The organism is Salirhabdus euzebyi, assembly GCF_014207435.1.
Taxonomy (GTDB): domain Bacteria; phylum Bacillota; class Bacilli; order Bacillales; family Alkalibacillaceae; genus Salirhabdus; species Salirhabdus euzebyi.
In genome coordinates, this window is sequence record NZ_JACHGH010000002.1 from 128,892 (window position 1) to 155,884 (window position 26,993).

General features: G+C 35.6%; 25 protein-coding genes and 1 other annotated feature. Of the genes, 19 read left to right on the forward strand and 6 right to left on the reverse strand.

The genetic code is table 11. The annotated features are described in order from the left end of the window. The first annotated feature begins 85 nt into the window (after positions 1-85). From HNQ94_RS03705 to HNQ94_RS03750, 10 genes are all read left to right on the forward strand, one after another. Entirely contained in the window at positions 86-2,527 is a 2,442-nt protein-coding gene (locus HNQ94_RS03705; RefSeq protein ID WP_174495018.1) for an EAL domain-containing protein, read from the forward strand. Positions 2,528-2,705: 178 nt separating this feature from the next. Continuing rightward, entirely contained in the window at positions 2,706-4,040 is a 1,335-nt protein-coding gene (locus tag HNQ94_RS03710) for an aspartate aminotransferase family protein (protein WP_174495166.1), read from the forward strand. A gap of 6 nt (positions 4,041-4,046) precedes the next feature. Beyond that, positions 4,047-4,913, forward strand: coding sequence for a MurR/RpiR family transcriptional regulator (locus HNQ94_RS03715; protein ID WP_174495017.1), 867 nt, complete (start codon positions 4,047-4,049; stop codon positions 4,911-4,913). Positions 4,914-4,973: 60 nt separating this feature from the next. After that, positions 4,974-5,194, forward strand: a binding site (T-box leader). 137 nt (positions 5,195-5,331) lie between these two features. After that, the gene (argS, locus tag HNQ94_RS03720; protein WP_174495165.1) at positions 5,332-7,026 is read left to right on the forward strand and encodes an arginine--tRNA ligase; all 1,695 of its coding nucleotides are present in this window, start codon (positions 5,332-5,334) and stop codon (positions 7,024-7,026) included. Between the two features lie 285 nt (positions 7,027-7,311). Next, positions 7,312-7,716 (forward strand): DUF4395 domain-containing protein, encoded by a 405-nt coding sequence (locus tag HNQ94_RS03725; RefSeq protein ID WP_174495016.1) that lies wholly within the window; start codon positions 7,312-7,314, stop codon positions 7,714-7,716. Between the two features lie 91 nt (positions 7,717-7,807). Then, positions 7,808-8,290, forward strand: a complete 483-nt coding sequence (locus tag HNQ94_RS03730; RefSeq protein ID WP_174495015.1) for a GNAT family N-acetyltransferase — start codon at positions 7,808-7,810, stop codon at positions 8,288-8,290. Positions 8,291-8,389: 99 nt separating this feature from the next. Then, on the forward strand, positions 8,390-9,358 hold the full coding sequence (uvsE, locus tag HNQ94_RS03735) for a UV DNA damage repair endonuclease UvsE (RefSeq protein WP_174495014.1): 969 nt from the start codon (positions 8,390-8,392) through the stop codon (positions 9,356-9,358). Between the two features lie 83 nt (positions 9,359-9,441). Then, positions 9,442-9,627 carry a YfhD family protein gene (locus HNQ94_RS03740; RefSeq protein ID WP_174495013.1) on the forward strand — a complete coding sequence of 62 codons (186 nt, stop codon included), beginning with the start codon at positions 9,442-9,444 and terminating at the stop codon, positions 9,625-9,627. A gap of 255 nt (positions 9,628-9,882) precedes the next feature. After that, positions 9,883-10,551 (forward strand): HAD family hydrolase, encoded by a 669-nt coding sequence (locus HNQ94_RS03745; protein ID WP_174495012.1) that lies wholly within the window; start codon positions 9,883-9,885, stop codon positions 10,549-10,551. Between the two features lie 54 nt (positions 10,552-10,605). Next, on the forward strand, positions 10,606-10,872 hold the full coding sequence (locus HNQ94_RS03750) for a hypothetical protein (RefSeq protein ID WP_174495011.1): 267 nt from the start codon (positions 10,606-10,608) through the stop codon (positions 10,870-10,872). Between the two features lie 42 nt (positions 10,873-10,914). Here the strand turns inward: HNQ94_RS03750 and HNQ94_RS03755 are convergent, their stop codons facing one another. Beyond that, the gene (locus tag HNQ94_RS03755) at positions 10,915-12,723 is read right to left on the reverse strand and encodes a vWA domain-containing protein (protein WP_174495010.1); all 1,809 of its coding nucleotides are present in this window, start codon (positions 12,721-12,723) and stop codon (positions 10,915-10,917) included. Positions 12,724-12,728: 5 nt separating this feature from the next. Next, positions 12,729-13,604: an AAA family ATPase gene (locus tag HNQ94_RS03760; protein ID WP_174495009.1), complete on the reverse strand. Its 876-nt coding sequence runs from the start codon at positions 13,602-13,604 to the stop codon at positions 12,729-12,731. A 283-nt stretch (positions 13,605-13,887) separates the two neighbouring features. On the opposite strand from HNQ94_RS03760, the gene HNQ94_RS03765 reads away from it, so the two are divergent. The 3 genes from HNQ94_RS03765 to HNQ94_RS03775 all read left to right on the forward strand — a co-directional run bounded on the left by HNQ94_RS03765 (position 13,888) and on the right by HNQ94_RS03775 (position 17,484). Continuing rightward, positions 13,888-15,534 carry a catalase gene (locus tag HNQ94_RS03765; RefSeq protein ID WP_174495008.1) on the forward strand — a complete coding sequence of 549 codons (1,647 nt, stop codon included), beginning with the start codon at positions 13,888-13,890 and terminating at the stop codon, positions 15,532-15,534. Positions 15,535-15,819: 285 nt separating this feature from the next. Beyond that, positions 15,820-16,230: a Fur family transcriptional regulator gene (locus HNQ94_RS03770; protein WP_174495007.1), complete on the forward strand. Its 411-nt coding sequence runs from the start codon at positions 15,820-15,822 to the stop codon at positions 16,228-16,230. A 180-nt stretch (positions 16,231-16,410) separates the two neighbouring features. Continuing rightward, complete coding sequence (locus HNQ94_RS03775) at positions 16,411-17,484, forward strand: metal ABC transporter solute-binding protein, Zn/Mn family (RefSeq protein WP_174495006.1); 1,074 nt, start codon at positions 16,411-16,413, stop codon at positions 17,482-17,484. 64 nt (positions 17,485-17,548) lie between these two features. On the opposite strand, the gene HNQ94_RS03780 is transcribed toward HNQ94_RS03775, so the two are convergent. Next, positions 17,549-18,463 (reverse strand): alpha/beta fold hydrolase, encoded by a 915-nt coding sequence (locus tag HNQ94_RS03780; RefSeq protein WP_174495005.1) that lies wholly within the window; start codon positions 18,461-18,463, stop codon positions 17,549-17,551. A gap of 635 nt (positions 18,464-19,098) precedes the next feature. Between HNQ94_RS03780 and wrbA the strand changes: the two genes are divergently transcribed. The 5 genes from wrbA (at position 19,099) to HNQ94_RS03805 (ending at position 23,095) form a co-directional block, all read left to right on the forward strand. Then, positions 19,099-19,710: an NAD(P)H:quinone oxidoreductase gene (gene wrbA / locus HNQ94_RS03785; RefSeq protein ID WP_174495004.1), complete on the forward strand. Its 612-nt coding sequence runs from the start codon at positions 19,099-19,101 to the stop codon at positions 19,708-19,710. 178 nt (positions 19,711-19,888) lie between these two features. After that, complete coding sequence (locus tag HNQ94_RS03790) at positions 19,889-20,527, forward strand: class I SAM-dependent DNA methyltransferase (RefSeq protein WP_174495003.1); 639 nt, start codon at positions 19,889-19,891, stop codon at positions 20,525-20,527. A gap of 16 nt (positions 20,528-20,543) precedes the next feature. Then, entirely contained in the window at positions 20,544-21,005 is a 462-nt protein-coding gene (locus tag HNQ94_RS03795) for an S-ribosylhomocysteine lyase (RefSeq protein WP_174495002.1), read from the forward strand. 15 nt (positions 21,006-21,020) lie between these two features. Continuing rightward, entirely contained in the window at positions 21,021-21,944 is a 924-nt protein-coding gene (locus HNQ94_RS03800) for a PLP-dependent cysteine synthase family protein (RefSeq protein WP_174495001.1), read from the forward strand. 17 nt (positions 21,945-21,961) lie between these two features. Continuing rightward, a complete protein-coding gene (locus tag HNQ94_RS03805) occupies positions 21,962-23,095 on the forward strand; it encodes a bifunctional cystathionine gamma-lyase/homocysteine desulfhydrase (RefSeq protein WP_174495000.1) in 1,134 nt (377 codons plus the stop codon). 37 nt (positions 23,096-23,132) lie between these two features. Here the strand turns inward: HNQ94_RS03805 and HNQ94_RS03810 are convergent, their stop codons facing one another. Beyond that, positions 23,133-24,074, reverse strand: coding sequence for a DMT family transporter (locus HNQ94_RS03810; RefSeq protein WP_174494999.1), 942 nt, complete (start codon positions 24,072-24,074; stop codon positions 23,133-23,135). A 185-nt stretch (positions 24,075-24,259) separates the two neighbouring features. On the opposite strand from HNQ94_RS03810, the gene HNQ94_RS03815 reads away from it, so the two are divergent. Then, the gene (locus HNQ94_RS03815) at positions 24,260-25,054 is read left to right on the forward strand and encodes a GNAT family N-acetyltransferase (RefSeq protein WP_174494998.1); all 795 of its coding nucleotides are present in this window, start codon (positions 24,260-24,262) and stop codon (positions 25,052-25,054) included. Between the two features lie 65 nt (positions 25,055-25,119). On the opposite strand, the gene HNQ94_RS03820 is transcribed toward HNQ94_RS03815, so the two are convergent. Then, positions 25,120-25,650 carry a DUF4269 domain-containing protein gene (locus tag HNQ94_RS03820; protein ID WP_174494997.1) on the reverse strand — a complete coding sequence of 177 codons (531 nt, stop codon included), beginning with the start codon at positions 25,648-25,650 and terminating at the stop codon, positions 25,120-25,122. Positions 25,651-25,990: 340 nt separating this feature from the next. Next, positions 25,991-26,893 (reverse strand): DUF4349 domain-containing protein, encoded by a 903-nt coding sequence (locus tag HNQ94_RS03825; protein ID WP_174494996.1) that lies wholly within the window; start codon positions 26,891-26,893, stop codon positions 25,991-25,993. Positions 26,894-26,993: the final 100 nt, after the last annotated feature.

Sequence of the window (26,993 nt, forward strand, 5' to 3'; positions counted from 1 at the left end):
AGGGAATCGTAATACTATAATTTCTATATTTTATGTATGAAAATGTTATCTGTTCTAAGGAATAGGTTTTTAGGGGTGGGAAGGGTTGTTTTTTCGAAAAGAATGGGAAAATAAAGAAGAGGAAATCCTGTCAACTGCAATCGAAACGATAGAGGATGGAATTATCGTAATCGATCAATATTCGAAGGTAGTTTATGTTAATCCAGCTTTTCGGGCGAAATATAATTTGCCTAATAAAAACGATAAAATAGAGGACTGGCTTAACCTTTGTAGGTTCTATCATGCTGATGGAAAAACATTAATAACAGAAGAGGAAAATCCAATAAACAAAGTTTTAAATAAATACGATGTGGAAGATATGGAAATCGGATTTAAATTACCTCAGTATCCGATGCATTTCTATAATATCAAAGGCAAAAGTCTTTACGATAAAAAAACGAATCAAGTAGTAGGGGCTGTATTCACGGCTCATGAAATTACCAAGAGAAAGGCAACGGAAGATGATTTAAATAAATCACGTGAAGATTTTCTTAACTTGTTTGAACATTCTCCTGAAGCAATGGTTATTCATCGTGAAAGAGTTATTATATACGCAAACGATGCTGCTGTTAGGTTACTAAAAGCTTCAAATGTAGAGGATTTAATAGGGAAAAGTCTGATGCATATGTTTCCTAAAGATATAAGAGAAGAAACAGAAGCAAGAATGATGCAAGCATTAAAAGGAGACGTTGAAACGAAAGAATATAAACTAAGGGCTTTGGATGGGTCTGACATTTATGTAGAACTAAATTTGAAGAAAATAAATTTTCAAGGAAAGCCAGCCTTATTATCTATTGGTAGGGATACTTCAGAAAAAAACAAAATGATGGAGAAAATTCAAGAAAGTGAAGAGCGGTATCGTTCTTTATTTATGAATCATTCGGATGCTATTATGACTTTTGATGAAAAAGGCAATTTCGTAAGCTGTAATCCTATGGTAGACGATATTTCTGGATATAAGCCTGAAGAATTAGTTGGTAAGCCATTCGCCCCACTTATTATTCCTAAAGATACTGAAAAAGTAAAGGAACATTTTCTTAAAGCCCTTCAAGGAGAAACCCAGCATTATGAATGTCAAATTAAACATAAAGATGGCCACATCGTTCAACTGCAATTAACTACTGTACCAATCATAATAAAAGGAAGAGTGGTTGGGGTTTTTGGGGTTGCCAAAGATATAACAGAACAGAAAGAAATGGAAGAAAAAATAAAGCATTTGGCATTTCATGACGATTTAACAGGGTTACCAAACAGAAAGTTGTTTACAGAAAAATTAGCGAAATCAATCGATAACGCTAAAAAAGAAAATGGAAAATTAGCAGTCGTTTTTCTCGATTTAGACCGCTTTAAATTCATTAATGATACACTTGGTCATTTAGCCGGTGACGAACTATTGATGAAAGTAGCAAACCGTTTAGAAGGTGTATTGTCTTTTGAAGATACAGTGTCTAGACTTGGTGGGGATGAGTTTATTATTCTTCTGAATAACATAAATGAAATAGATATAGATAAAATTGGTAAAAAGATATTGGAAAATTTTCAAGAACCTTTCTTTATAAACGAGCAAGAAATCCATACAACCCCTAGTATCGGTATAAGTATGTATCCCGATTCTGGTGCTGATATAGATACGTTAATAAAAAATGCAGATATTGCGATGTATGGTGCAAAGGAACAGGGGAAAAACAATTATCAATTTTATTCAAATAAGATGAATAAATTAATTCAAAGAAAAACACAGATTGAAAAAGGATTGAGAAATGCAATTAGCAAAGAAGAACTCTATTTAGTATATCAGCCTCAGTACCAATTAAGGACTAAAAACATGACTGGTGCAGAAGCCTTGCTACGCTGGAAACATCCTGAGTGGGGTCCTATATCACCTGCAGAATTCATTCCAATAGCAGAAGAAACGGGATTGATTGTATCTATTGGGGAATGGGTGATTGAAGAGGCTCTAATCCAATTAAGGTCATGGCTTGATCAAGGACATTTCCCAATGCGAATGTCTATAAATATTTCTGTGCGCCAAATACGTGAACAAAATATATATAGGTTCATTAAAAAGCTATTACAAAAATACAACATACCAGCAAAGCTTATATGTTTAGAAATAACAGAAACTGTATTGCAAAAGAGGGATGAAGCTGTACCTGTACTTCAGAAACTTCATTCATTAGGAATCTGTATATCAATTGATGATTTTGGAACAGGTTTTTCTTCGCTAAGTTACTTAAAACATTTTCCGTTAGATGTTTTAAAGGTAGATAAATCGTTCGTGGATGATATATCGAACGGTCAAAAGGATTATCCTATCATTCAAAGTATTATTGATTTAGGGAAAAATTTAAATTTGCAAGTAATAGCTGAAGGAATCGAAACAGAAGATCAACTCTTGCTATTAGAAAAAATGGATTGTGACATAGGACAAGGATATTATTTAAACAAACCCCTTTCAAGTGATGATTTCAAAATCATAATGCCGTAAAAGTGTCCCAGTATGGATAACATGCTGGGCTTTTTCATGAAATAAAAAAAAATTACATAAAAGGGTTGATTATGAAATAAATATTTCATATGATGTATTAAAAATAAACAAAAATTTCACAAAGGAGAAGTGAAAAGTGTTAAATGTAGAAGCTTCCTATGTTTCAGAAAGTAACCGTATGTCTGTTGAGCTTTATGAAAAAGCGTGTAAGGTTATGCCAGGTGGGGTGACAGCAAATATTAAATATTTCGAACCTCATCCAATCATGATGGAGAAAGGAACAGGAAGCAAACTGTATGATGTTGATGGAAATGAATATATTGATTATTTACTTTGCTATGGGGCCTTAATACACGGTCACGGAAATGAATATGTGATGAATGCAGTTTTTGATCAATTAAAACAAAGTGGAACACCAATTTTTGGTACACCACATGTATTAGAAATTAACATGGCAGAAAAATTAATTGAGCTGTATGATGGCATTGAGATGGTTCGCTACACTAACTCTGGTTTGGAAGCGACATTGCTAGCTGTTCGTTCGGCCATGGCATATACAGGTAAGCATAAAATAGCAAAATTTGAAGGGCATTATCATGGTGGCTCGAATCAATTTTTAGTTAGTGTGAACCCTGATGTAAGTCAATCAGGTTCTGCAAAATCACCAAATTCCATCCCAGAGTCAATCGGAATTCCTGATTTTTACGTAGAAAATACAGTTGTGCTGCCATTTAATGATTTAGGAGCAACAGAAGATCGTCTTCGAAAACATGCCGATGAAATAGCAGCTGTTATATTAGAACCCGTTCAAGGAGGTTTTATCCCAGCTGATATCGAATTCATGAAAGGACTCCGAAAAATAACAGAAGAACTAGGTATCCTGCTAATTTTTGATGAAGTAAAAACAGGATTTAGAGTAGCTTTAGGTGGTGCCCAACAAATATATGGTATAAAGCCCGATTTAACCGCGTTAGGAAAGGTTCTTGGTGGAGGTTTCCCGGTAGGTGCAGTGGGGGGCAAAAAGGAAATTATGATGATAAGTGCACCAAATGGTGGTAGAGATATTTTAACAGCAGGGAACTCAAACAATAATAAAAAAGAGGTTCTTTTCCACAGCGGGACATATAATGGACATCCAACTGTTCTAGCAGCTGGACTCGCGACAATAGAAATTTTAGAACAAAATGGAACGATGGGGAAATTAATCGAAAAAACAAATCGTTTACGTAACGGGTTAGAACATGTATATCACCAATATGGTTATGATATGCAAACAATAGGGATGGGTACAATCTTTAATATTTTACTAACAAGTGATCCGATTAAAAACTATCGAGATATGGATAAAGCAAATATGGATTTACGCAAGGTAATCGATCAAAAACTACTTGCATTAGGACTTTATACTAAGCCGCTAAATCGTTATTCCATGTCTACAGCGCATACAGAAGAGGATATAAATAGAACGATAGAATTGCATGAAAAAGCGCTAAAGATGATAAGGGGGAAATAGGCTACTATGGCAAATGTTTATCAATCAATCGCTGAAAAAATTCCAAGTATGAGTAAAGCACAAGAGAAGCTTGGAAAATATATCCTTCAAAATCCTAATAATGTTCCTTTTTTAACGGTTGGTAAACTAGCCAAAATCGTTGGAGTAAGTGAGGCAACAGTAGTTCGATTTGCGACATTCCTCGGATATTCAGGATTTCCCGAACTGCAAGAGGATCTGCAAGACTCGTTAAGGCAGCAGTTAACGACCTCAGAAAGGTTACAAATGAGTACACAAGTGTATGATGATGAACAGGAAAGATGGATATATGATATCTTTCAAGATGATATTTCCAACATTCGTTCCACGATGAAAAAATTAGATATAGAAGCATTTCAGAAAACAGTGAACCTCCTGTTAGACGCCAATAAAATATATATTGTTGCTAGTCGGAGTGCCATTTCTCTAGGAATGTTTTTGGAATACTACCTCCGAATTATGCTGGATAATGTGGAGTTTATAACATCGTCGGAATTAATTGCAGAAAAATTTTATCAGTTGAATAAGAAGGATGTTGTGATTGGAATTAGTTTTCCTAGATACACGAAATCGACCCTAAAAATGTTTTCATTTGCAAAGGAAAGAGGTGCCACTACTATTGCTCTAACCGATAATTTGCTTTCCCCACTTGTTCCTTATGCAGACATCCCGCTTACTGCGTCTAGTCGGATGCCCACTTTTATCGACTCCTTTGTTGCGCCATTAAGCTTAATAAATGCAATCATTACTCATGTAGGCGCAAGTAAAAAAGTTGATATAAGTAAAAAACTAGATGAGTTAGAAAGTAAATGGGATTATTTAGATATCTTCCACAAAAAAGGAGAAGACGGTTAATTTTGTAAAACCTTGCGAAAAATGGGTTTCATGCGTATAATGAGTTAAACTTAGTATGGAAAAATATCAATGAAGAAGAGAGTAATCTATTGAATATCAAAAGCGAGTCAGGGATGGTGTGAGCCTGATGTTCATCAATAGATGAAACGCACTTCCGAGATGCTTATCTGAACGGATTAGGATGAGCCGGGGTTAAACTCCTCGTTAACAAAAGCAAAGTAGGTTCTGTAATAGAACAATCAGAGTGGTACCGCGGGAAACTTTATGCTCTCGTCTCTTTTTTGAAGAGACGAGAGCTTTTTTAATTCCTACAACAAGCCTTACTTAGCAACGCTAGCTGATATGGAAAGTGGAAACAAAAAAGCGAGTCAATCATGATGTTTTACATATTGTCAAAACAATTTGGAGGAGGATTATGATGAATGTAAAAAATAATTTTGCTAAAATCTTATGGGAACAGTTGAAAGACGATTTGGATGTGCAGGAAATAGAAGGATTAATCGAAAAACCAAAACATACTGACTTTGGAGACCTTGCCTTTCCATGCTTTTCATTGGCAGCAAAACGAAAAATGGCTCCCCAAAAGATAGCAGAACAAATCAGTAAAAACATTAATTCGTCTCTATTTGAAAAGATAGAAGTGGTAGGTCCTTATGTAAATGTGTTTCTCAATAAATCTCAAGTTTTCACCACAATTATTTCCGAAATTTTATCGAAAAAAGAAAGCTATGGTTCTAATAATATAGGAAAAGGAGAAGTCGTTACGATTGATATGTCTTCTCCAAATATCGCAAAGCCTTTTTCCATGGGCCATTTGCGCTCAACGGTTATTGGAAATGCGATTGCCCTTATTCATGCAAAGTGTGGATTCAAACCGATAAAAATTAATCATTTAGGTGATTGGGGAACACAGTTTGGAAAATTAATTGCTGCATATAAGCATTGGGGTGTCGAAGAAAAAGTTAAACAAAAGACAATCCAAGAATTACTTGCCTTATATGTGAAATTTCATGAGGAAGCAGAGAACAATAAACAATTAGAAGTAGAAGGGAGAGAATGGTTTAAGCAATTAGAGGACGGTCATGAGGAAGCAACTTCACTCTGGAGTTGGTTCCGAGAAGAATCGTTAAAGGAATTTAATCGTATTTATGAAATGTTAAACATACAATTTGATTCTACAGCTGGGGAGGCTTTTTATAACGATAAGATGGAGTCTGTCGTGGAACTATTAGAAAACAAAGAGTTGCTTACAGAATCGGATTCAGCAAAAGTTGTTTTATTGGAGGATGAACAATTACCACCGTGTTTAATCAAAAAATCAGATGGAGCAACTCTTTATGCTACTAGAGACTTGGCTGCTGCTTTATACCGACAGCAAACATACCAATTTGCTAAGTCACTATATGTGGTAGGGAATGAGCAAACACTTCATTTCAAGCAATTAAAAGCAGTATTGCAGAAATTAGAATACGATTGGGCTTCAAATCTTCATCACATTGGTTTCGGTATGATGCTTAAGGATGGCAAGAAAATGTCAACACGAAAAGGAGAAGTTGTCTTTTTAGAAGATGTCTTACGAGAGTCTATTTCCCTTGCTCAAGACAATATTGAAAAAAAGAATCCGACACTAGAAAATAAAAGCCAAGTTGCTCATATGGTTGGAGTAGGGGCAATCGTTTTTCATGATCTTAAAAATTATCGAATGAATGATATCGATTTTTCCTTAGAAGACATTACCCGTTTTGAAGGAGAAACAGGTCCTTACGTGCAATATACCAATGCAAGAGCTTGCTCTATTTTGAGAAAAGCAAACAGGGAAACTATACAAACTCCAACTTTATTTACTTTACGTCATGATTCTGAGTGGGAATTAGTTATGTTACTGCTAGAATTTCCAACTGTCATTCAACATGCACTACAAAAATATGATCCATCCTTGGTAGCTAAATTTATCGTTGACCTTGCCCAAGCATTTAATAAGTATTATGGGGAAGTTAAAATTTTATCTGACGATGAACAAAAAGAGGAGCGAATTGCACTTGTCGCAGCAACTAGTACTGTTCTAACAGAGGGTCTTCGTTTATTAGGTATGAAAGCACCTATACAAATGTAATAGAAGGCAGGAAACGATATGAAGAGAAAATTTCACTGCTGTGCAACATGCACGCATTTCCTACCAATTAAAGAGGAAAAAGGGACACGTTATACATGTAAAAGGTTAGGATATGACACGAAACCCACGTATCAATTTAATTGTTGGAATCCAAAACCGCATGTAAAGAAATTAATGGAGAAAGAGAAGTGATAGGTTGAACGCTTTGCCGAAGCTTAACATGTAAGTGATTTTCCTTTATTCCAAGTTATCCACTATGTATAATTGGGATAAGGAGGGGTGGAGTTGGGTATTCCAAAACCTTTAGTACAAACGAATCAATTGTTCATTTTTGTATGTGTATTATTGTCTTATGCTTTTCATTTCACTATTTTAATTTTACCGTTAGTGATAGGGTTAATTACACTTGTTACGAAAAAAAATGTAGTAATCTTATTGGGCAGTAAACTTTTGAGAAAACCAAAAGATGAATATATACAAGAAGACAAGGAGCAGCAATTATTTAACCAGTGGATTGCAACAACATTAATTGGGTTAGCTTTAGTTGCTTATCTAATAGACTTCTTCCTTTTGGGACACGTATTCTCCGCTATGGTTTTATTTGCATCGGGTATAGCTCTATTGGGTTTTTGCATTGGTTGTTTTGTTCGCTATAGATGGATACTGTGGAAATATAATCGTCAAAACTAAAAGTATTTCTTAGCCTTTTTTCAAATTGAGAAAAGGTTTTTCTTAATTATGGTAAAATAAGAAGATAATAGTTTAGGTAGGAGAGAGAAGTATGAACTGGTCGATTAGGGAACTGGTAATAGAAGATGTTCCTGCATTGTTAGAGTGGTACAATAATGAAGAGTTACATAATACAGCAAATGCTAAAGAGTTCAAGTCCTATACCCTTAAACAACTTAACGAATATTGGAAGGGAAAATTAGCCCGTCCTAATGCTAAATATTTTACCATTATTGTTGATGAACAAGTTGTTGGCAGAGTGGGATTAAAACAGCAGAAAAATAAAGATATTTTTGAATATTCCATTTTAATAGGCGTCCAGAAGTTGTATTCAAAAGGGTTAGGCACAGAAGTTACAAAATATTTTGTCGAAAAAGTATTCTTAGATCCTAATATTTCGTCTGTATACCTAGAAGTACGGGCAGATAATAGAAGAGCTATAAGATGCTATGAAAAAGTGGGATTTCAAATCAGTAAAACTTTTGAGGAGAACAAAGTTACTATGTATGGAATGGATATCAAAAGAATCGGATGAATCTCCGTTCTAAAAAACGGGCATATTTAGTTCATATTTTTTTCCGACAGGTTAAAACTATACATAACTAAAAAACAATGCCATTATAGGAGAATTAAAATGACGTTATTTCAACTTGGGTATGTTGCTATGAGTGTTCACTTGAAAAACAGTTCCCCCTCACAGACAATGACTTTCAAACGGTTCAGTCAATTTGAAAATAGGGAAGCAGCCATTAGAAAGTTAGAATTAATTGCTAAGTCCAACTTAGAAAATTGCTTGCGTTTACTAAAGCATAATAAAGCATACGACATTACCTTTTTTAGGCTTAGTTCTAGACTAGTACCGCTTGCTACCCATGAGGAACTGTCTAATTGGGACTATATTACTCCAATTAAGGATGAACTAAAGGCAATAGGTGAGTTCGCTACAAAACATGATATGCGTGTCGGTTTTCATCCAGATCACTTTGTTATTTTAAATTCACCTAAAAAAGAATTACTTCAATCAGCAATAAAAAATTTAAAATATCATTATAATCTCTTAACTGCTATGGGAATCGATCCCACTCACCGATGTGTATTACACTTAGGTGGAAAATATGAAAACAAAATGAAATCACTTGAACGATTTATTGAAAATTGGGCGTATATTCCACCCCATCTTCAAAATATGATTATGCTAGAAAATGACGATAAAATTTATACCACTGATGATTTACTTTATGTTTGTGAAAAATTAAATATCCCTTTTGTCTTTGATTTGCATCACCACAAAGCAAATCATGAAGATTTTAATTGGGAAAAGGATTGGAATCGCATTGTTGATACATGGTCTCATTCGCCATTACCAGTAAAAATGCATATTTCAAGTCCAAAAAGCGAAAAGCAATTTCGTCATCATGCAGACTATATAAATGCAGATATGTTTAGAGGATTTGTAGAGGCAGCTAATGGAAGTACCGAAAAGATTGATTGCATGATTGAAGCAAAGAAAAAGGATGAAGCACTTATTCAGCTAATGAATGCATTGGAAAGACATCCTCAAATTGAAAAAAATAATGCTGCCTCCTTTTATTTTAAAACGTAAAAAGATCTCATAGTTCCTCTAGAAAAATGGAATGATAAAAAGGAGCATATTGCTCATGAGTCAATCTGAAGGGGGACTGGAAAATGGGTAGAGCAAATCATAATCGTCATGCACGAGATAAAAATAAAGCAGATTTACCACAAACACCGAGAAGAGAAATTGTTTCGGATGGAAGAGATATAGAATTTTCACTGGAGCTTGCAGATAATGAGGATTTAGAGGCTTTAGAAAGATCAAGAGCAGCTGACCGTCGGGCTAAAGATAAATAACTAAAAGGAAGATGCCTCCTACGCGGGGCATCTCTTTTTTGAAATAAGATCTTTTCGCAGTATCCTTAAACTCCGAAGTAATTTAAAGCTTTTCCGCGAGGAGGCTGAGGCCGTGTTCGTGGAAAGCGAAGTATTCTGCCGAAGCGGCTGAAAGCACCCAGCTGCTTTCAAAGTTACGTCGCATTTTCTATCTAATGTATTAAAATACATCTACAGAAAACAGTCTTGATTTATAATAATGAAGAGGTGAGCAATATGATAAAGGCGGTTTTTTTTGATTTAGACGGAACTTTGTTAGATCGGGATTCTTCTTTAAGCCATTTTATAAGTAGTCAGTATGAGCGTTTTTATGAGCATTTTTCCCATATTGATAAAGAAACATTTATGACAAAATTTATTGATTTAGATTGTAATGGTTACTTATGGAAGGATGTAGTCTATCAGGAACTTATTAAGCAATTTAATGTAGAAAACCTAACAATAGAACAGTTATTGGCTGATTACATACACATGTTTCCTGAACATTGCATCCCTTTTCCGAATGTCAAAAGACTCCTTGCAGGACTAAAGAAAAAAGGGATAAAAATTGGAATAATTACTAACGGAAAAGAACTTTTTCAACAGAAAAATATAGATTCCCTACAAATAAATACTTTTTTTGATAGTGTGTTAATTTCGGAAAAAGAAGGACTAAGGAAGCCAGACCCACGGATTTTTCAAAAAGGATTGACTGATTTAAACGTAAAAGCAGAAGAAGCCCTTTTCATAGGAGATCATATTGAGAATGATGTGTATGGTGCACAACAGGTTGGAATGCTAGGAATTTGGAAGAGAAATAATAAGGAGCAACGGAGTATTGTTTCACATTATATAGATGATTTAATGGAAGTACTAACCTACTGTGACGAAAGTCTCTATGTATAAAGAAAATAAATACTCACCAAACTATAGAAAACGTACACGAGGGATGGATGAGTTGTGGTTGAATACGTTGGACAAGTTGTACAGGGGGAACTAAATACAGTAGAGGATGAATTTATCCTAACGAACATCAAACATTTAATAACTCAATCTGTTATTCAACATAAACAGCTTGATCTTTTACAGCAATACTTACAGTCAAAGGCAGAACAGAAAGAGTCTTGTATCTTAACTGTGAATGATCAAATACCTGTCAAATTAAATGAAGGCGAAGTTCTCCTCCTTATCAAAGAATTGGCAGAAATACAACAAAAGCTCTCTTAAAAACGCAAAAGCTAAGGCGACAAAAAAGTTGCCTTAGCTTCTTTAATTGGAGCTAACTAATAAAGTTTTTAACAAGAAAGAAAACTGTGAGACAAAAGAATCCATGTTTTCAACCATCATATACTTATTGTTATACATTGCTTCCATCATCTTTTCTTGTTCTTGCGATTGGCTACCAATTTGTACACCAATCGTATGAATCCCTTTATTCTTCGTTTCTTGAATGGCTTCCTTCGTATCCATTACGCCATTTTGATAATAGTCAAAAGCAGCAGGTTTTCCATCTGTTAAAACAATTAAAAATTTATGCTGTTCCCCTTGCTTGGAAAGCGCCTCAGATATATAACGAATGGCAAAACCATCACGATTATCTTCCTCGGGTTGTAGCTGCATAATTTTTTCTCCAGACTGCTTTTTCAAACTATCTACAAAAGAAATAACTGGTAAAAAGTAATTCGGTTGGTACTTTTCATCACTTTCGATTCCATCTTCCCAAAAGCCAGTAACAGCATGTCGAATGTTCATCTCTTTAAGTGTTTCGTGAAATAATACAACAGCTTCTTTCGTTTTATCCATTTTATCCATCATAGAGGAGGAGCAGTCCATTAATAAGGAGAACACACAGTCAAACTGTTGGTCTTCCTCCTTTTTAATAAACATTTTTGGATTATCACTTGTGAAAAATCGGACTAGTTTCCGATCAAGTTTACCATAATGTAACCGGCGAAAATTTTGCTCCCTTTTTCTTTCTAATAAATCAGTTAACAATTTTTTTAGCTTTTTTTGCTCAAAGGAAATTTGGTTTTTTACAAATTCATACTCAGCTTGTTCTTGTTCAGATGGAGTTGTTGGTTCCTGTATTTTTGCAACAGCAAATCGGTTTGCCTTTCCTTTTGAGAAATCATCGTCAGAATCAACTTGTTCTGCTGACGCCTCGGAATGGTCATTTTGGTCACTTTGCTGTGCCTGGCCTTGAACCATAGCCATTACTTGGTCTGTTGATTCACTTTCACGTCCTGTATTATCAAATTTCATATCCTGATGCTGACCATCAACATCAAACTGCAAAAAAGTTTCTTTTGTCTCTTTCTTACGTTCTCTATTCCATGTGGGGAATACCTCGTCTAGAAATTCATCTTCATCTAAATCTGATTCTTTCACTTCTTTAATTTTCGGTAATGTGAAATAGGGATTAATCATATCCATTGAAAGTTCGTGTTCTACTAATAAAAATATTTCCCATGCAAGAGAAACAACATCATTCGTTTCCTTGCATTCAAAAACGGTGAATAATTTTTCTTTCACTTTAGTTAATACACTGGGAGAAAGGGAGAGAGTACCGTCCTCGTAATAATCCATTCCTTGTAACAAAACGAGTGCTAGAAAGCAAAATAATGTATCCCCATGAAATGCTCTAGAGCGATTAACTTTTAATTGGTCCTTAAAGAAATCCATATACATTTTTCTTCTGTAATCAAAAGCCTTTTTCGTCCCTGGACGATATTGTAGTATGGCTGCCTCTAGCCGAATATCCTCTAAAAACGCAACTATTTGTTTTGTGAAAGAAGGTAAGGTACTGGATTGATTCAGTTCTAAAAAGGTTTGTAAAGCCTGCCGATCACTCAAGTGATAATTCCCGAGTGCTCTTAGGTAAATATCACTTTTTTCACCAAGATGACCTATTGACTGTCGGTTTTCCCAAAAACTTGTAATTGTTACTTTTGGTTCATAGATATCTAAAAAGGATACTTGATTATACTGAATATCCATTGCCTTATTAGTAAAGGAGTATGCTAAGTCACGCAATTGCATGAACATAAAGTAATTCATTTCTTTTTCAATAAAACTCATGCTTATCAATCCTTAAAATAAGTTTCCGCAAGATTTAGGACGAAGCTTTTTTCTCTTTCATCTTCTAGTTTTTCTGCGATCGCATGCTCAATCGCCGTTAATGGTGTCAGATAAACAGCTAGGTCACATGCATCGAGTAGTGCTCTAGTAGAAGCTGCTTCTTCCGACACTTTCCCTTTCTTTGTTTCCTTAATCAACTCATCCGCAAGCTTTACCATATAATTAATTGTATTTTCGTTTTTTAAAGCTGTTTGGGATTTTATTACTTGTTTTAACTTATCTCCACTTAAGTAGCCAACTTGAAAGATAATAAAGCGGTTTTTTAAGGCTTCGTTTAATGGCGTTGTACCAACATAACCTTCATTAATGGCTGCAATAACCCGGAAATCTTTATGGGCTTTAATCACTTCATTTGTAAATGGGTTAGTGATTGTTTTCCGGTAATCTAAAACGCCATTTAATATTGGTAACGTTTCTGGTCTTGCCATGTTAATTTCATCAATATACAAGGTGTGACCGTTTTTCATTGCTTGCACAACAGGACCTTCCACAAAATGTATTTCTGTTTGCCCCTCTTTATTTTCAATCGTTTTAAAACCGAGTAAACTTTCTGCATCAAGATCAATGGAACAGTTTATGCTATGCATTGGCTTTTGAAAATAAGCAGTTAACGATTCTGCTAACTTGGTTTTTCCGCTTCCAGTAGGACCTTTTAATAAAATATTTTTACCCATGTAAAGCGTAATAATTGTTTTCTGAATAAGTTCATCTGATTCAATATAACCTCCAGAAGTGTATAAATGTTCAAAGTTTTCATCTATGTTAGATGATTGTTCAAGAAATTCCTCTATTTCTTTTGGAAGCTTTATATGATTTGGCATAAAAATCTCCTTTTCTAAATCCAATTCTTACGAATGAAAAATGAGTGTTCAACTATATATTGTATGGTTTTCCCTTCATATAGTAAATGAATTAGACCCCGCTGTAATAATTTGGTCACTAATTTTCCAGTTTTTTCATTGACTATAATTCTTTAAAAATGAAAAAAATGTTAAAGGGAATATTGTTGACAGTTCCTAAAGGTTACTAGCCCTTCAAAGATGTATAAATTCATCATTACTTGGTAAAAAATGGAGGTAACGATTAAGAAGGAGGTTATACATTATGGCAGAAAACAAAGATAAGAATGGTTCAAATGGAAAAGATATGGATCGTGATACATTGACAACTCGTCAGGGACATCCTGTTTATGATAATCAAAACATCCGTACTATTGGCGATCGCGGTCCAGCTACACTAGAAAATTATCATTTCATTGAAAAGATTTCCCATTTTGATCGGGAAGAGGTACCAGAGCGCGTTGTACACGCACGTGGATCCGGAGCATTTGGATATTTTGAAACGTATGGAAAAGTTGGAGATGAACCAGTAGAAAAGTATACGCGTGCAAAAGTATTCTCTGGAGCTGGGAAGAAAACGCCATTAATGGTTCGTTTCTCTACTGTTGCAGGTGCGAAGGATTCGCCAGAAACAGACCGTGATCCTCGTGGCTTCGCAGTGAAAATGTATACAGAAGATGGAAACTGGGATCTCGTTGGGAATAACTTAAAAATATTCTTTATTCGTGATGCGATGAAATTCCCTGATATGATTCATGCATTTAAAAAAGATCCGGCTTCAAATGTTCCCAATCCACAACGGATGTTTGATTTCGTATCCCGTACACCTGAGGCAACACACATGATCACATTTCTCTTTTCACCATGGGGAATTCCAGCTACATATCGTCACATGCAGGGATCTGGTGTAAACACTTATAAATGGGTGAATGACAAGGGTGAGGCAGTGTTAGTAAAGTATCACTGGGAGCCTAAGCAAGGAATTCGAAATTTAACCCAAGAAGAAGCAAGTATGATTCAAGCAAAAAACGTGGGTCATGCCACACAAGATTTATATGAGGCAATTGAGCGCGGAGATTATCCGGAATGGGAATTATTCGTTCAAATCATGGAGGATGATTACCATCCAGAACTTGACTTTGATCCGCTGGATGATACGAAACTGTGGCCGGAGGATAAGTTCCCGTGGTTACCAGTAGGGCGGATGGTGCTCGATCGCAATCCCGTAGATTTTCATGCCGAAATCGAGCAAGCTGCCTTTGGTACTGGAGTTCTTGTGGATGGGATGGACTTTTCTGATGATAAAATGTTGCAAGGACGTACTTTCTCTTACTCGGACACACAACGCTATCGTGTAGGAGCAAACTATCTGAAATTGCCTGTAAATGCGCCTAAGGCCCCTGTTCGAACTAATCAGCAACGTGGCCAAATGGATGCACGTGACCTAAAGGAGAATGGTGAAAATCCGCATATTAATTATGAACCATCTATGATTGGTGGCTTTAAGGAAGCTGAAAGAGAAGGTCGTACTCCTCACCAACCAATGTATAATGCAGCAGCAATGAGTGCACCCATTGATCGACCTAACAACTACGGTCAAGCTGGCGACACATACAGAAGGTTTGAGGATTGGGAGCGGGATGAGTTAATTAAAAACCTTTCTGATGCACTGGCTATATGTGACAAGAGAATTCAAGATGCTATGATTGAACACTTTACCCAAGCCGATGAAGATTATGGTCGTCGTGTGAAGGAAGGTATTGAAATGAAGATGAAAGAACTAAAAGAAATGGAGACAGATGGGGTGCCTGGTCGAGAATCAGGTATATCCAAGTATGGTGAAGGCACATCGGCAGCAAATGAAGCAACAAAAGATGCTGTTAAGAAAAGTCACGAAGCCGATCCTTATTAAGTTGTTGATAAGAAAGGTCGCCCGAAAAATCCAGGGCGACCTTTTTAGACGTTAAGAAAATATACAATTCTTCAAAGGAAAAGTCGGCGTAGAACAAAATTTTGAAGTATGAAGTATAAGTAAAACTAACACATTTGCAAAAGCAGGGTGAACGCGTGTGTTATTATGAGAAAAATGTAAATTTTAACCTGTAACATAGGTATATACAATACAGTAAGATGTACAATTACATAAATTTTTATTATAATAAGTGAAGGTAGAATCGGATGTAAAAGGATGAGGAACTTGAATGCTGAAAAAGCTCTACACGTGTTAAAAGAAAATGGTTTTAAACACACAAAGCAGAGAGAAAAGTTAGTCGAAATCTTTGAAGGCAAAGACCAGTATTTACCTGTTAAAGAAATATTGCAAGAATTCCAGGAAAACTTTCCAGGTGCTAGTTTCAACACGGTGTACAGAAATTTATATACGTTAGTTGACTTGAAAATATTAGAGTCAACAATGTTAAATGGAGAACAGCTTTTTCGATTACATTGTGATACGCACGGACATCACCATCATTTTATATGCACGATTTGTGGAAAGACTAGTCCAATTGATGTTTGTCCAATGGATGAGGTAAATAAATCTCTGCAAGGTTATCAAATCCAAAATCATAAGTTTGAAGTATATGGCACATGCCCAAGTTGTCATTAAGGGCTGACTTTTATCAGTAATCATGGAGATCACTTGATAAAGAGTCAGCTTTTTTCGTGGATAAAATAGTATTCCTCCGAATACAATAAAACTTTTTCTTAAATAGTAATAATTACTGTTTACAAATCGTAATCATTACTATATAATCATTTTCGAGACATAGAAGCGGGGGAAACAAATATGAAAAAATTAAAACGATTAACCTATTTCATGATTGCATTATCTATATTTTTATCAGCATGTACAGATGAAAAAACTGCTACAGAAGATAACGATAATAGACTCAAAGTGTACACAACACTGTATCCAATAGAAGATTTCGTAAAAAAAATTGGTGGAGAACATGTCGAAGTGGAAACGATTATTTCTCCAGGAATGGATATCCATACTTATGAGCCAACCTCTAAAGCAATTGTGAACATCGCAAAAGCTGATTTATTCGTATATAGTGGAGCTGGATTAGAAACATTTGCAGAAAAAATATCAGAAGCTGTTAAAGCTGAGAAAGTTACAATATTAGAAGCTTCAAAAGGAATCGAATTGTTAGATCATGTCCATGATCACAGTCAAGAAGAAGAGCATGCACATGAAGAAGAAGGAACGCATGAAGAAGAGCATGCACACGAAGAAGAAGGAACACATGAAGAAGAGCATGCACACGAAGAAGAAGGAACACATGAAGAAGAAACGAATGAAGATGCGCACAGTCATGATGACGGACATAATCATGGTGAAACAGATCCACACGTTTGGCTAGATCCAATTCGTTCTATTAAGTTAGCAGAGAACATTAAGGATACATTATCAGTATTAAGTCCGGAAAATAAAGAGGAATTTGAAACTAATTTCGAGCAGTTAAAAGAAGATTTAGAAGAACTAGATGAAGAGTTTCATAGCCAAATTGAAACAGCTAAGTTCAACAAAATATTAGTTACGCATGGAGCATATGGTTATTGGGAAGAGGCATACGGACTGGAACAAATATCTATAACAGGTTTATCAGTAGAAAATGAACCTTCTCAAAAGGAGCTAGCCGAGCTAATAGAAACTGTTACAGAGCATGGTATTCATTATCTTATTTATGAGCAAAACATTGAACCAGAAGTCGCAAAAATAATTGAAGATGAAATTAACGCTACACCTTTATTTTTGCATAACCTTGAAGTATTAACAGAAGAAGATATTCAAAATGGAGAAGACTATTTTAGTTTAATGCGTAAAAACCTCTCTGTATTAGTAAAAGCATTAAACTAAGAAAATTTTAATAAAAGACCACCACCATTTGTTGAACATCAAACAATTGGAGGTGGTTTTTTATTTAGCTATAGTTTACTAATTTTTCAATAATATCATTTACAATCTTAGGATCCTCCAAATGAACAGAGTGGCCTGTTTCCACTTGAATATGTTCCGTGTTTTGGGTCAACTTTGTTAAAAGATGTTGTTGCTTTTTCCACTGTTCTGATTGGTTCTTCGCACTAATGACAACAACAGGTAAATCTATGGGTAAAGGTATAGCATTTATTAATTGTTTTGCAGATAAGGTTGAATCTCGGTACTCTCGATAGGCAGTTTGATAAGCACCTAATGTATATCCGGTATACAATACAGATTGATTCATTTCTTTAGATAAAAAATTTCTTCCAATATTTTGTTTAAGTATTCGAGGTAACCCTATTAATGATGTCACATAGCCTATAGTTACGAGTCTTTGAAAGGCAGTAATATGTTTTTTATTTTCCTTTAAAGGTAAATACTGAGTCTCATGCACAGAATCTTCTAATAGGAGTCCGCAAACGTCATCTGGATACATACTAGCAAAGAGTCTCATAGAAAGTCCCCCAAATGAATGGCCGACTAAAACATATGGTGGCTTTATTTTTAGTTTTTCAAGTACTTCTTTTATTTCTTTAACACTATCAAAGGAAGTCATCGTCTTTCTTTTTGTTCTACTCCAGCCGTAATTACCTCGATCATAAGAAATAACCCGGGCAAACTTAGAGATTTCAGGCTGAGTGTAACACCAATCAATCGATAGAGAACCAAATCCCGATTCTAATATAACCGTAACAGGACCTTCACCAGACACCATTACATGAACATCAGAATGAGTTGTTTTAATAATTTGCCCAGGTGGTTTTACTTTATTTTTTTGAATCATTAGTAGGTTCCAAATGGTAAGCGGGAATCCAATAATCCCTAATGTATTTCTTACAACAGTTGATAGCTCCATGATTAGCCTCCATTATGTTGTGTAAGTCGAAACAGGCCAATTTAAAAGCTGTTTTTGCTTAAACTGCAACGTAACTTATGTGTGTGAATCCTAGCCGCTACGGAAATACACTACGCGCACCTTAGGGCTCGCGCTGAGCATGTGCTTTCATTCTTTTTTCAATTCAAGGTACTAGAGATTGGAAATGCATATAGATCGCTTTATGTGAATCACTACTCTTTAATCAGAAAAATACTATTAGCGTAGGCAGAATACGCAGACTCCTGCGGGCCAGCACGTGTCTGAAGACCCCGTAGCGGCGCTATTCCGCGAGGAGGCTGAGGCCGTGCCCGCGGAAAGCGAAGTATTCTGCCGAAGCGACGGTATAGCACACAGCTGCTTCAAAGAGTATATCCGTCAAAAAATTTACGTCGCGTTTTCTATCGACTGTGCACAAATAACTATAATTTTTCCGAAAAAAGCCAATTTAAAAGAATTCAATAAAAAGATAATAAAATCCTCCTGATTTTTGGGGGAATTTAATACGTGACAAAATCGAAAATTTCACATTTAAATGGATAATTTTTCTACTATTTGACATCCTAAAACTGAAATCGGAATTTCTCACTGTCGAATGAAGAAAGGAGACATACATAATGTCCAATGTGAATTTAGCTATCATTTACTACAGCTCAACAGGAACAAATTATAAGCTTTCGAAGTGGGCTGAAGAAGCAGGAAAAGAAGCTGGGGCTAATGTGAAGGTTTTAAAAGTGCAAGAACTTGCTCCACAGTCGGCTATTGACCAAAATCCACACTGGAAGGCACATTTGGAGGCTACACAAGATGTCCCGACAGTATCCAATGATGATATTGAATGGGCAGATGCCATTATATTCAGTGTTCCTACCCGTTTTGGTAACATGGCTGCACAAATGAAACAATTTTTAGATCAAACAGGTGGACTATGGGCTACTGGTAAAACAATCAATAAGGTTGTAAGTGCTATGTCATCTGCTCAAAACCCACACGGTGGACAGGAAGCAACAATTTTAACCTTATACACGACAATGCATCATTGGGGAGCAATTATTGCTTCACCTGGTTATACAGATCCTGTCTTATTTGCTGCAGGTGGTAATCCATATGGAACAAGCGTCACTGTCGATCAAGATGGAAATATTAAAGAGGATGCGGAAGGCGCAGTAAAGCATCAAGCAAAGCGGACAGTACAAATTGCGGAATGGGTGAAAAAAGCTAATCAATAACCTATTTTCAAAAACGGAAGAGAGAAACTCTCTTCCGTTTTTTACGTTCCAAATACCTGAATTTTACACGTCTCTTTCCATTGGTCAAAAAATGGGTGTGTGTTATAATAAACATTAAGGAATCTAATTCATAGTATACCAATAGGAATTATAACCTTTTAAATAGGGGTGGAGAAAAATGGGAAGAGAATTTATTGAATTATTTAATGAATGGTCAGAGTCCTATGATGCAACAGTTAGTGGCCATGATATAGAATATAAAGCGGTTTTTGAAAATTATGATGAAATATTGAAGGCTGTTTCTACTAGAGTTAATGGACATATCATTGAATTTGGTGTTGGGACAGGAAACTTAACCAACGCCTTGTTAAAGAATGGTAATGAGGTAACGGGTGTGGAGCCATCTCCAGCGATGAGGGAAATTGCAATTGAAAAAGTTACAAATGCATCCATTCATGACGGTGACTTTTTACATTTCCCAACTAGTGAAAAAAAGATAAATGGTTTTGTGAGCTCTTACGCTTTTCATCATTTAACAGACGAGGAAAAAAAAGAGGCAATTAAACTATACCGTGAACTTTTACCGAAAGATGGTAAAATTGTTTTCGCAGACACAATCTTTTTAAATAATGATGCTAAATCTGCTATGATAAAAAAAGCTGAAGATCAGCATTTTCTTAATCTAGCGACAGATCTTAAAACAGAATACTATACAACAATTCCAGTATTAAAGGAAATGCTAGAGGAATATGGTTTTGCTGTCACGTTTACACAAATGAATGATTTTGTGTGGATTATAGACGCAACGAAACAATAAAAAGGAGCGATTGATAATGAAAAAAATGAATGTAGAAAGCTTTAACTTGGATCACACAAAAGTAAAAGCACCATATGTAAGGCTTGCAGGTACTACTGAGGGTACGAAAGGTGATACGATTTACAAATACGATATTCGATTTTGCCAACCGAACAAAGAGCACATGGAAATGCCTTCTCTGCATTCCTTGGAGCATATGATGGCAGAATTTAGTCGTAATCATCACGGTCAAGTAGTAGATATTGGACCAATGGGCTGTCAAACTGGTTTTTATTTAGCTCTTTTAAATGATGATAATTATGATAACGTAATTGATCTATTAGAAAAAACGCTAAATGATGTGTTGGAAGCGACAGAAGTTCCGGCTTGTAATGAAGTACAATGTGGTTGGGCAGCTAGTCATAGCTTAGAAGGTGCAAAGGACTTAGCTAAAAGAATGCTTGCTAAGAAAAACGAATGGACAGAAGTATTTGCTTAATCCAGGAGGAGAAATATGAAATACGTTCGTGATGTACAACAATTAATTGGGAATACTCCTCTTATTGAGATACACCAATTTAAAATCCCGGAAGGTGTTCGGATTTTTGCAAAGCTCGAATATTTTAATCCGGGTGGCAGTATAAAAGATCGTCTCGGAATGAAATTGTTACAAGATGCACTTAATAGTGGGAAAATTACAAAGGATGGCACGATTATTGAGCCTACTGCAGGTAATACAGGGATTGGTCTAGCGCTAGCAGCTGTAGGTACAGATGTGAATGTCATCTTTGTTACGCCGCAAAAGTTTAGTGAAGAAAAACAGGAACTTATGCGAGCTTTAGGTGCAAAAGTAGTGAATACACCTACAGAAAAAGGGATGAAGGGCGCTATTGAAAAGGCGACCGAATTAGTAAAGGAAATTCCAAATTCCTATGCCCCCCAACAGTTTGCTAATTTTGCAAATCCGGAAACGTACTATGAAACATTAGGGCCAGAAATTCATGAGCAGCTAGACGGGAATGTTCATATGTTTGTTGCTGGTGGTGGTACTGGTGGCACGTTTGCGGGAACAGCAAGATTTTTCAAGGAAAAAAATGCTTCCATCAAAACCGTTATCGTTGAACCAGAAGGATCCATTTTAAATGGGGGAGAATCTGGTCCGCATGATACGGAAGGGATTGGTATGGAATTTCTTCCTCCGTATATGAATACAGACCATTTTGATGCTATTCATACAATTTCAGATAAAAGAGCTTTTGAACGGGTGAAAGAGCTATCTGCTAAAACAGGATTATTAGTAGGAAGTTCATCAGGAGCAGCTTTCGACGCTTGCTTAATAGAAGCTGAAAAAGCATCCCCTGGAACAAATATTGTTACTATTTTTCCGGACAGTAGTGAGCGTTATTTAAGTACCGGAATATATCGCTATGATAAATAGACAAAGGAGGGTTTTATTTGCGAAAAAAGACGAAGCTTATTCACGGTGGTATTACAGGTGACGAACTAACAGGTGCAGTTAACGTACCAATTTATCAGGTTAGTACGTACAAGCAGGAAGCAGTAGGAAAACATAAAGGGTTTGAATATTCCAGAACAGGAAACCCAACACGCCATGCATTAGAAGAACTGATTAAGGATATTGAAGGTGGAACAAGAGGTTTTGCTTTTGGCTCTGGTATGGCTGCTATTACATCAGTATTTATGTTATTTAACGCAGGTGATCATGTCATTATGACAGATGATGTATATGGTGGGACGTACCGAGTTGTTTCCAAAGTATTAAATCGTTTTAATATTGAGACAACACTTGTCGATACCAGTTCTATTGAAGAAATTAAAAAAGCATTAAAACCAAATACAAAGGCTGTATATGTGGAGTCCCCAACGAATCCGTTATTAAAAGTGACAGATTTAAAAGCTACAGCAGAGCTTACGAAAGAACATGACTTACTGTTTATCGTCGACAATACGTTTAGCACACCTTACTGGCAAACACCAATTGAGTATGGTGCAGATATTGTGCTTCACAGTGCAACAAAGTATATTGGTGGACATAGTGATGTTGTGGCTGGATTAGTTGTCGTAAACTCTGAACAACTAGGAGAAGACCTACACTTTATACAAAACTCTGTTGGTGGTATTCTTGGACCTCAAGATTCTTATTTACTCATTCGTGGTATTAAGACACTTGGTGTAAGAATGGAAGAAATCGAAAGCAATACGAAGCGCGTCGTTGAATTTTTACAGCAACATCCAAAGGTTACAAAAATCTATTACCCAGGTTTAAAAGATCATCCAGGCTACGCTGTTCATATTGCTCAGGCGACAGGTTTTGGTGGTATGTTATCCTTTGATGTAGGAAGTGCAGAAAAAGCCGATCAAGTATTGGCAAAAACGAAGTATTTTACACTCGCAGAAAGCTTAGGAGCAGTAGAAAGCTTAATTTCTGTACCAGCAAAAATGACACATGCTTCCATTCCGAAAGAAAGAAGAGAAGAGCTAGGTATTACAGATGGTCTTATTCGAATTTCAGTCGGCTTAGAAGATGCAGAGGATTTAATTGAAGATTTACAAGAGGCTTTACAATAATATGTATTAAAAAATGTCTAGGTCAGCATTTTAAGACCTAGACATTTTTATATTCGTTCAATCCTTTTAAAGCTTTTTTCCACTTTAATTTTCTCTTAATTTTTCGTTTTCGATGAAACACTGTAATAAAGGCGGAAAATATAACGAGGAAAATTCCTAATAATTGAATAGAAGTTAATCTATCTCCAAAAACAAAAACCCCTATTAAAACAGCAACAATTGGTTCCATTGATGCCAGAATAGAAGCTTTACTCGATTCAATATAAGCAAGACCAAACGTGTACAACGTATAAGCGAAAATGGTAGATATAACTGCAACTCCTCCTATATTCAGAAGAACATCAAAGGTGAAGATTAAATCAGTTTTTTTCCATATTTGACTCGTTGGAAAAATAAAAATAGTTCCAGCTAATAAAGTATAAATGGTAATCGTTAAAAAGTGATAATAAACGGTAACAAATTTACCGATGATGCTATATATTGCGCAGAAAAAGGCCGAAAGTAACCCAAGTATAATGCTTACAAAAGGGATATTTGTCCCGCCAAAAGGTATTAATCCTATGACGAAGGAACAACCAACAATCGTTAATACAAGGGCAACAACTTTTTTCTTAGTAATTGTTTCTTGGAAAGTGATTCGAGACAAAATCGTCACAAAAATAGGAGACGTATATAACAAAACAACCGCAACTGGAATGGATGTTTGCTCCATAACCTTAAAATAACACCAATTAAACAAAACAATACTTAAGACACCTAAACCAAAAAAATGTGGTATATGCTTCCCTTTAATTTTTAAGTGTTTCGGTGAAAAAAAGATAAGGAAAAGGAATAAAAGTAGCGTAGCTGTCGTTAAACGAAGAGTTACGACTTCCCATGGTGTGAAGCCATATCGATATAGTGCCTCCACAAATAACCCCGTTAGTCCCCAAAAACTTGCTCCTAAAATAGTTAAAAAATAAGCAGTATAACTTTTCATACTTTCACCTTCTTTTCTCTCTATATAAAGGCTTCTGTAATGGATTACTAGATGTATCCACCGGCATTATAACATATGTGCTTTTATATAAAAGGGTTATAAAAATTTTTTTCAAAAAGCTACTGATTATAAAATAAAAAGATTATAATCAAGCTAGTACAGGAAAAGATTGTGAGGAGAAAAAGATGAAAGAAAGTGCTTTAAAAAAATTAGAAGACATAGAAATTACCTATTTACAATCCTTCACGAAAGGATACAAAAGAGAATGGGGGTATTTGTTTTTAAATGAGGATCACCCAACTTATTATGATGCGAATCACGCTCGTGTAACAAATGATCCTAGTAATCCGGAACAAGTAGTTGAGGAAGTAACAGCCTTTTATCGATCCAAAAATATTATTCCAAGGTTTTACATACCTGATGCAAAGAAACTTCCTGCTTTAACAAAGGCTCTATTAGAGAAGCAATATCAAATAGAATACTTAGATGAAATTGTCCAAAAGTGGAACGGAACGCTAGTTGAAGCTCTCGAGATGAAAGAGATAAAAGTAGAAAAAGTGAATGATGATACATATAAGTATGCGTTAGACATTGAGTGCACCATTAAAGAATTTGGTGGAAGAGAAGTAAGGGAAAAAGCTTTTTGCGAGGAATATTCCCATCCAAATTACACGTACTATTTGCTAACGTATAAAGGTGTACCCTGTTCAACAGCTTGCATTTTTCAAACAGGTAAAGATGCACGTTTAGAACATGTAGCTACATTATCAGAATATCGAGGAAAAGGATTAGTCGGTCACCTTATCCATCATATTCAAAGAGAAGTAAAGAAGTTAGGGCTGGATACTTTATGGACAATACCTATTAATGAGCAGGTTGAAAACGTATATTTGAAGTATGGGTTTGAAACCTTTAGAAAAGGCCAAATGGGTCATGCCTTTTTAGGGGGAAAGAGTATACAAGAAATTCGGGAATCATAATCTTAGTTTGTCGATGAGCTAATAAGCGAACGAAACTTATTGTTGTTTCGTTCGCTTTTTCAATACTAGATGATACCTAAGTTCCTTCCATATTGTAAAAGTTCAATATAGGGATCTCCTTTTAGTTTTAAAACCTTACAAAATGCTGCCTCCGTCTTATAACCCCTATTTTTATAGTTTAAAATTTCTTCTCTTATATGTGGGTTTTCTTTCAATATATGATTTTCGATTATCATGTGGAGGTAAGCAAACTGCTCATGAACTGGCTTCGGCTGGCCAAATAACTCAAATTCAAAACCACCGTAGATAAAGTTGGCTTTTATTACAGGAATTTCTCTAATAACACGCCTTTTTAATTTGAAATTTTCTTCTTGCCTATATAAAGACTTCACCTTATCTTCAAATTGGTCAAAATCAACAACCCTCATAATAATATCTAAGTCAGAACCTTCTAAATCAATCCCGATTGGCAAGGTGCCACATAAGATTGGGGTATATTCCTTTAGATACTCTATTATTCTCAGTCCTCTTATGGCATTATAAGCAAGCCTTTGTTTCTCGTTGCCATACTGTAAGTAATCTATTGTTTCAAACATAAACTATCACCCAGACGTTTTTTATTCTCTACAAAATAGTTAAACTAAAACTTAACTTAATGTGTATAATCCTAGCCGCTACGGAAATACTTGATGCTTTCCTCGGGCACTCACTGAGCCTCCTCACTCGGAAAGATCGCTAGCTGTTGGAAAGAACGTGTGTAGCCGTCGTTTTTTCCACGAGGATGCTTGTTCGTGCCATAAGATGTGCAAAGTATTTTGCCGAAGCGGTTGTATAGCACTTAAAACAAAAAAGTAAAGCGATAGTTAGTTTAAGGAACAGCGAATAATAGGTAACAACTATTACGACAAGAAACATTTTTAAATTATTGCCAAAAATTTATTCTGGCTTTTTGTTTTCTGATGCCTTTTTTCTTTTATTAACATACCATAACAGTGCAATAAGGAGACCTATTATGAAGATAAACGGTGAATAACCAATGAAAAAGACTGCTAGTGCGGAAAACATTTTAGCCATCATGTTAAGTGATTGGACAAATGCTTCTTTTATTTTCTCTCCTGTTTGAAGGTCTTCTTCTGGGACGTCGGGTATGGATACAGCCACATCAATTAGAGAAATGTTTATTTCGGCATAGTCCGTTTTATTTTCCAAAAATTTTTTTCTACCTTCTAGTTGCTCGATTTCTTCTTGAACAGTAGATAGATCTTTAGAGATTTTTAAAAGATCCTCTGTTTTCTCTGCGTCCTTCATAAAAGCTAGTAAACGTTCTTCTACAGCTCTTTTAGCTTTTAATCTGGATTGCAAATCGTTATATTCTTCAGTAACATCTTGCCCACTAAGTTGCTTCTCCCTTACTTTTGAACTAATAGATTCAACATCAGTTAAAAAAGTATTTAGTATGTCATTTGGGATACGCACCTTCATGTGGGCAGACAACTGATTACTATTATTTGCTATAAATGATTCAACGATATATCCATTTCCACTAGCTGTTTTTTCTGTAATTTGGTCGACTGCTTGTTTGATATCTTTCACTTCAATTGTTAAATTTGCGTTGTACATAACCATTCTTTTTTCTGTTTCCATGCTTGCTGTTACTGTGTTTTTGTCGCCTTGATCCATACCTATTTCATTCATATCTGTACTTTGATAAGATTCTTCCTGTCCAGTTTCTTCATAGCTGTTATCATCTGCCAGGTCCTCGGAACCAGATTCATTCGAACTACAGGCCATAGTAAAAAAAACGACCAATAACAGCAACAAATACATTTTTTTGTTCATTTTGGAACCCCCTTGTTGGCTCTTTTGTTGATTAGACGTATGAGAATGAAAAAAGTAACAGAAAGAATAAACTTTGCTACAATCACTAAAAAGAAAGAAT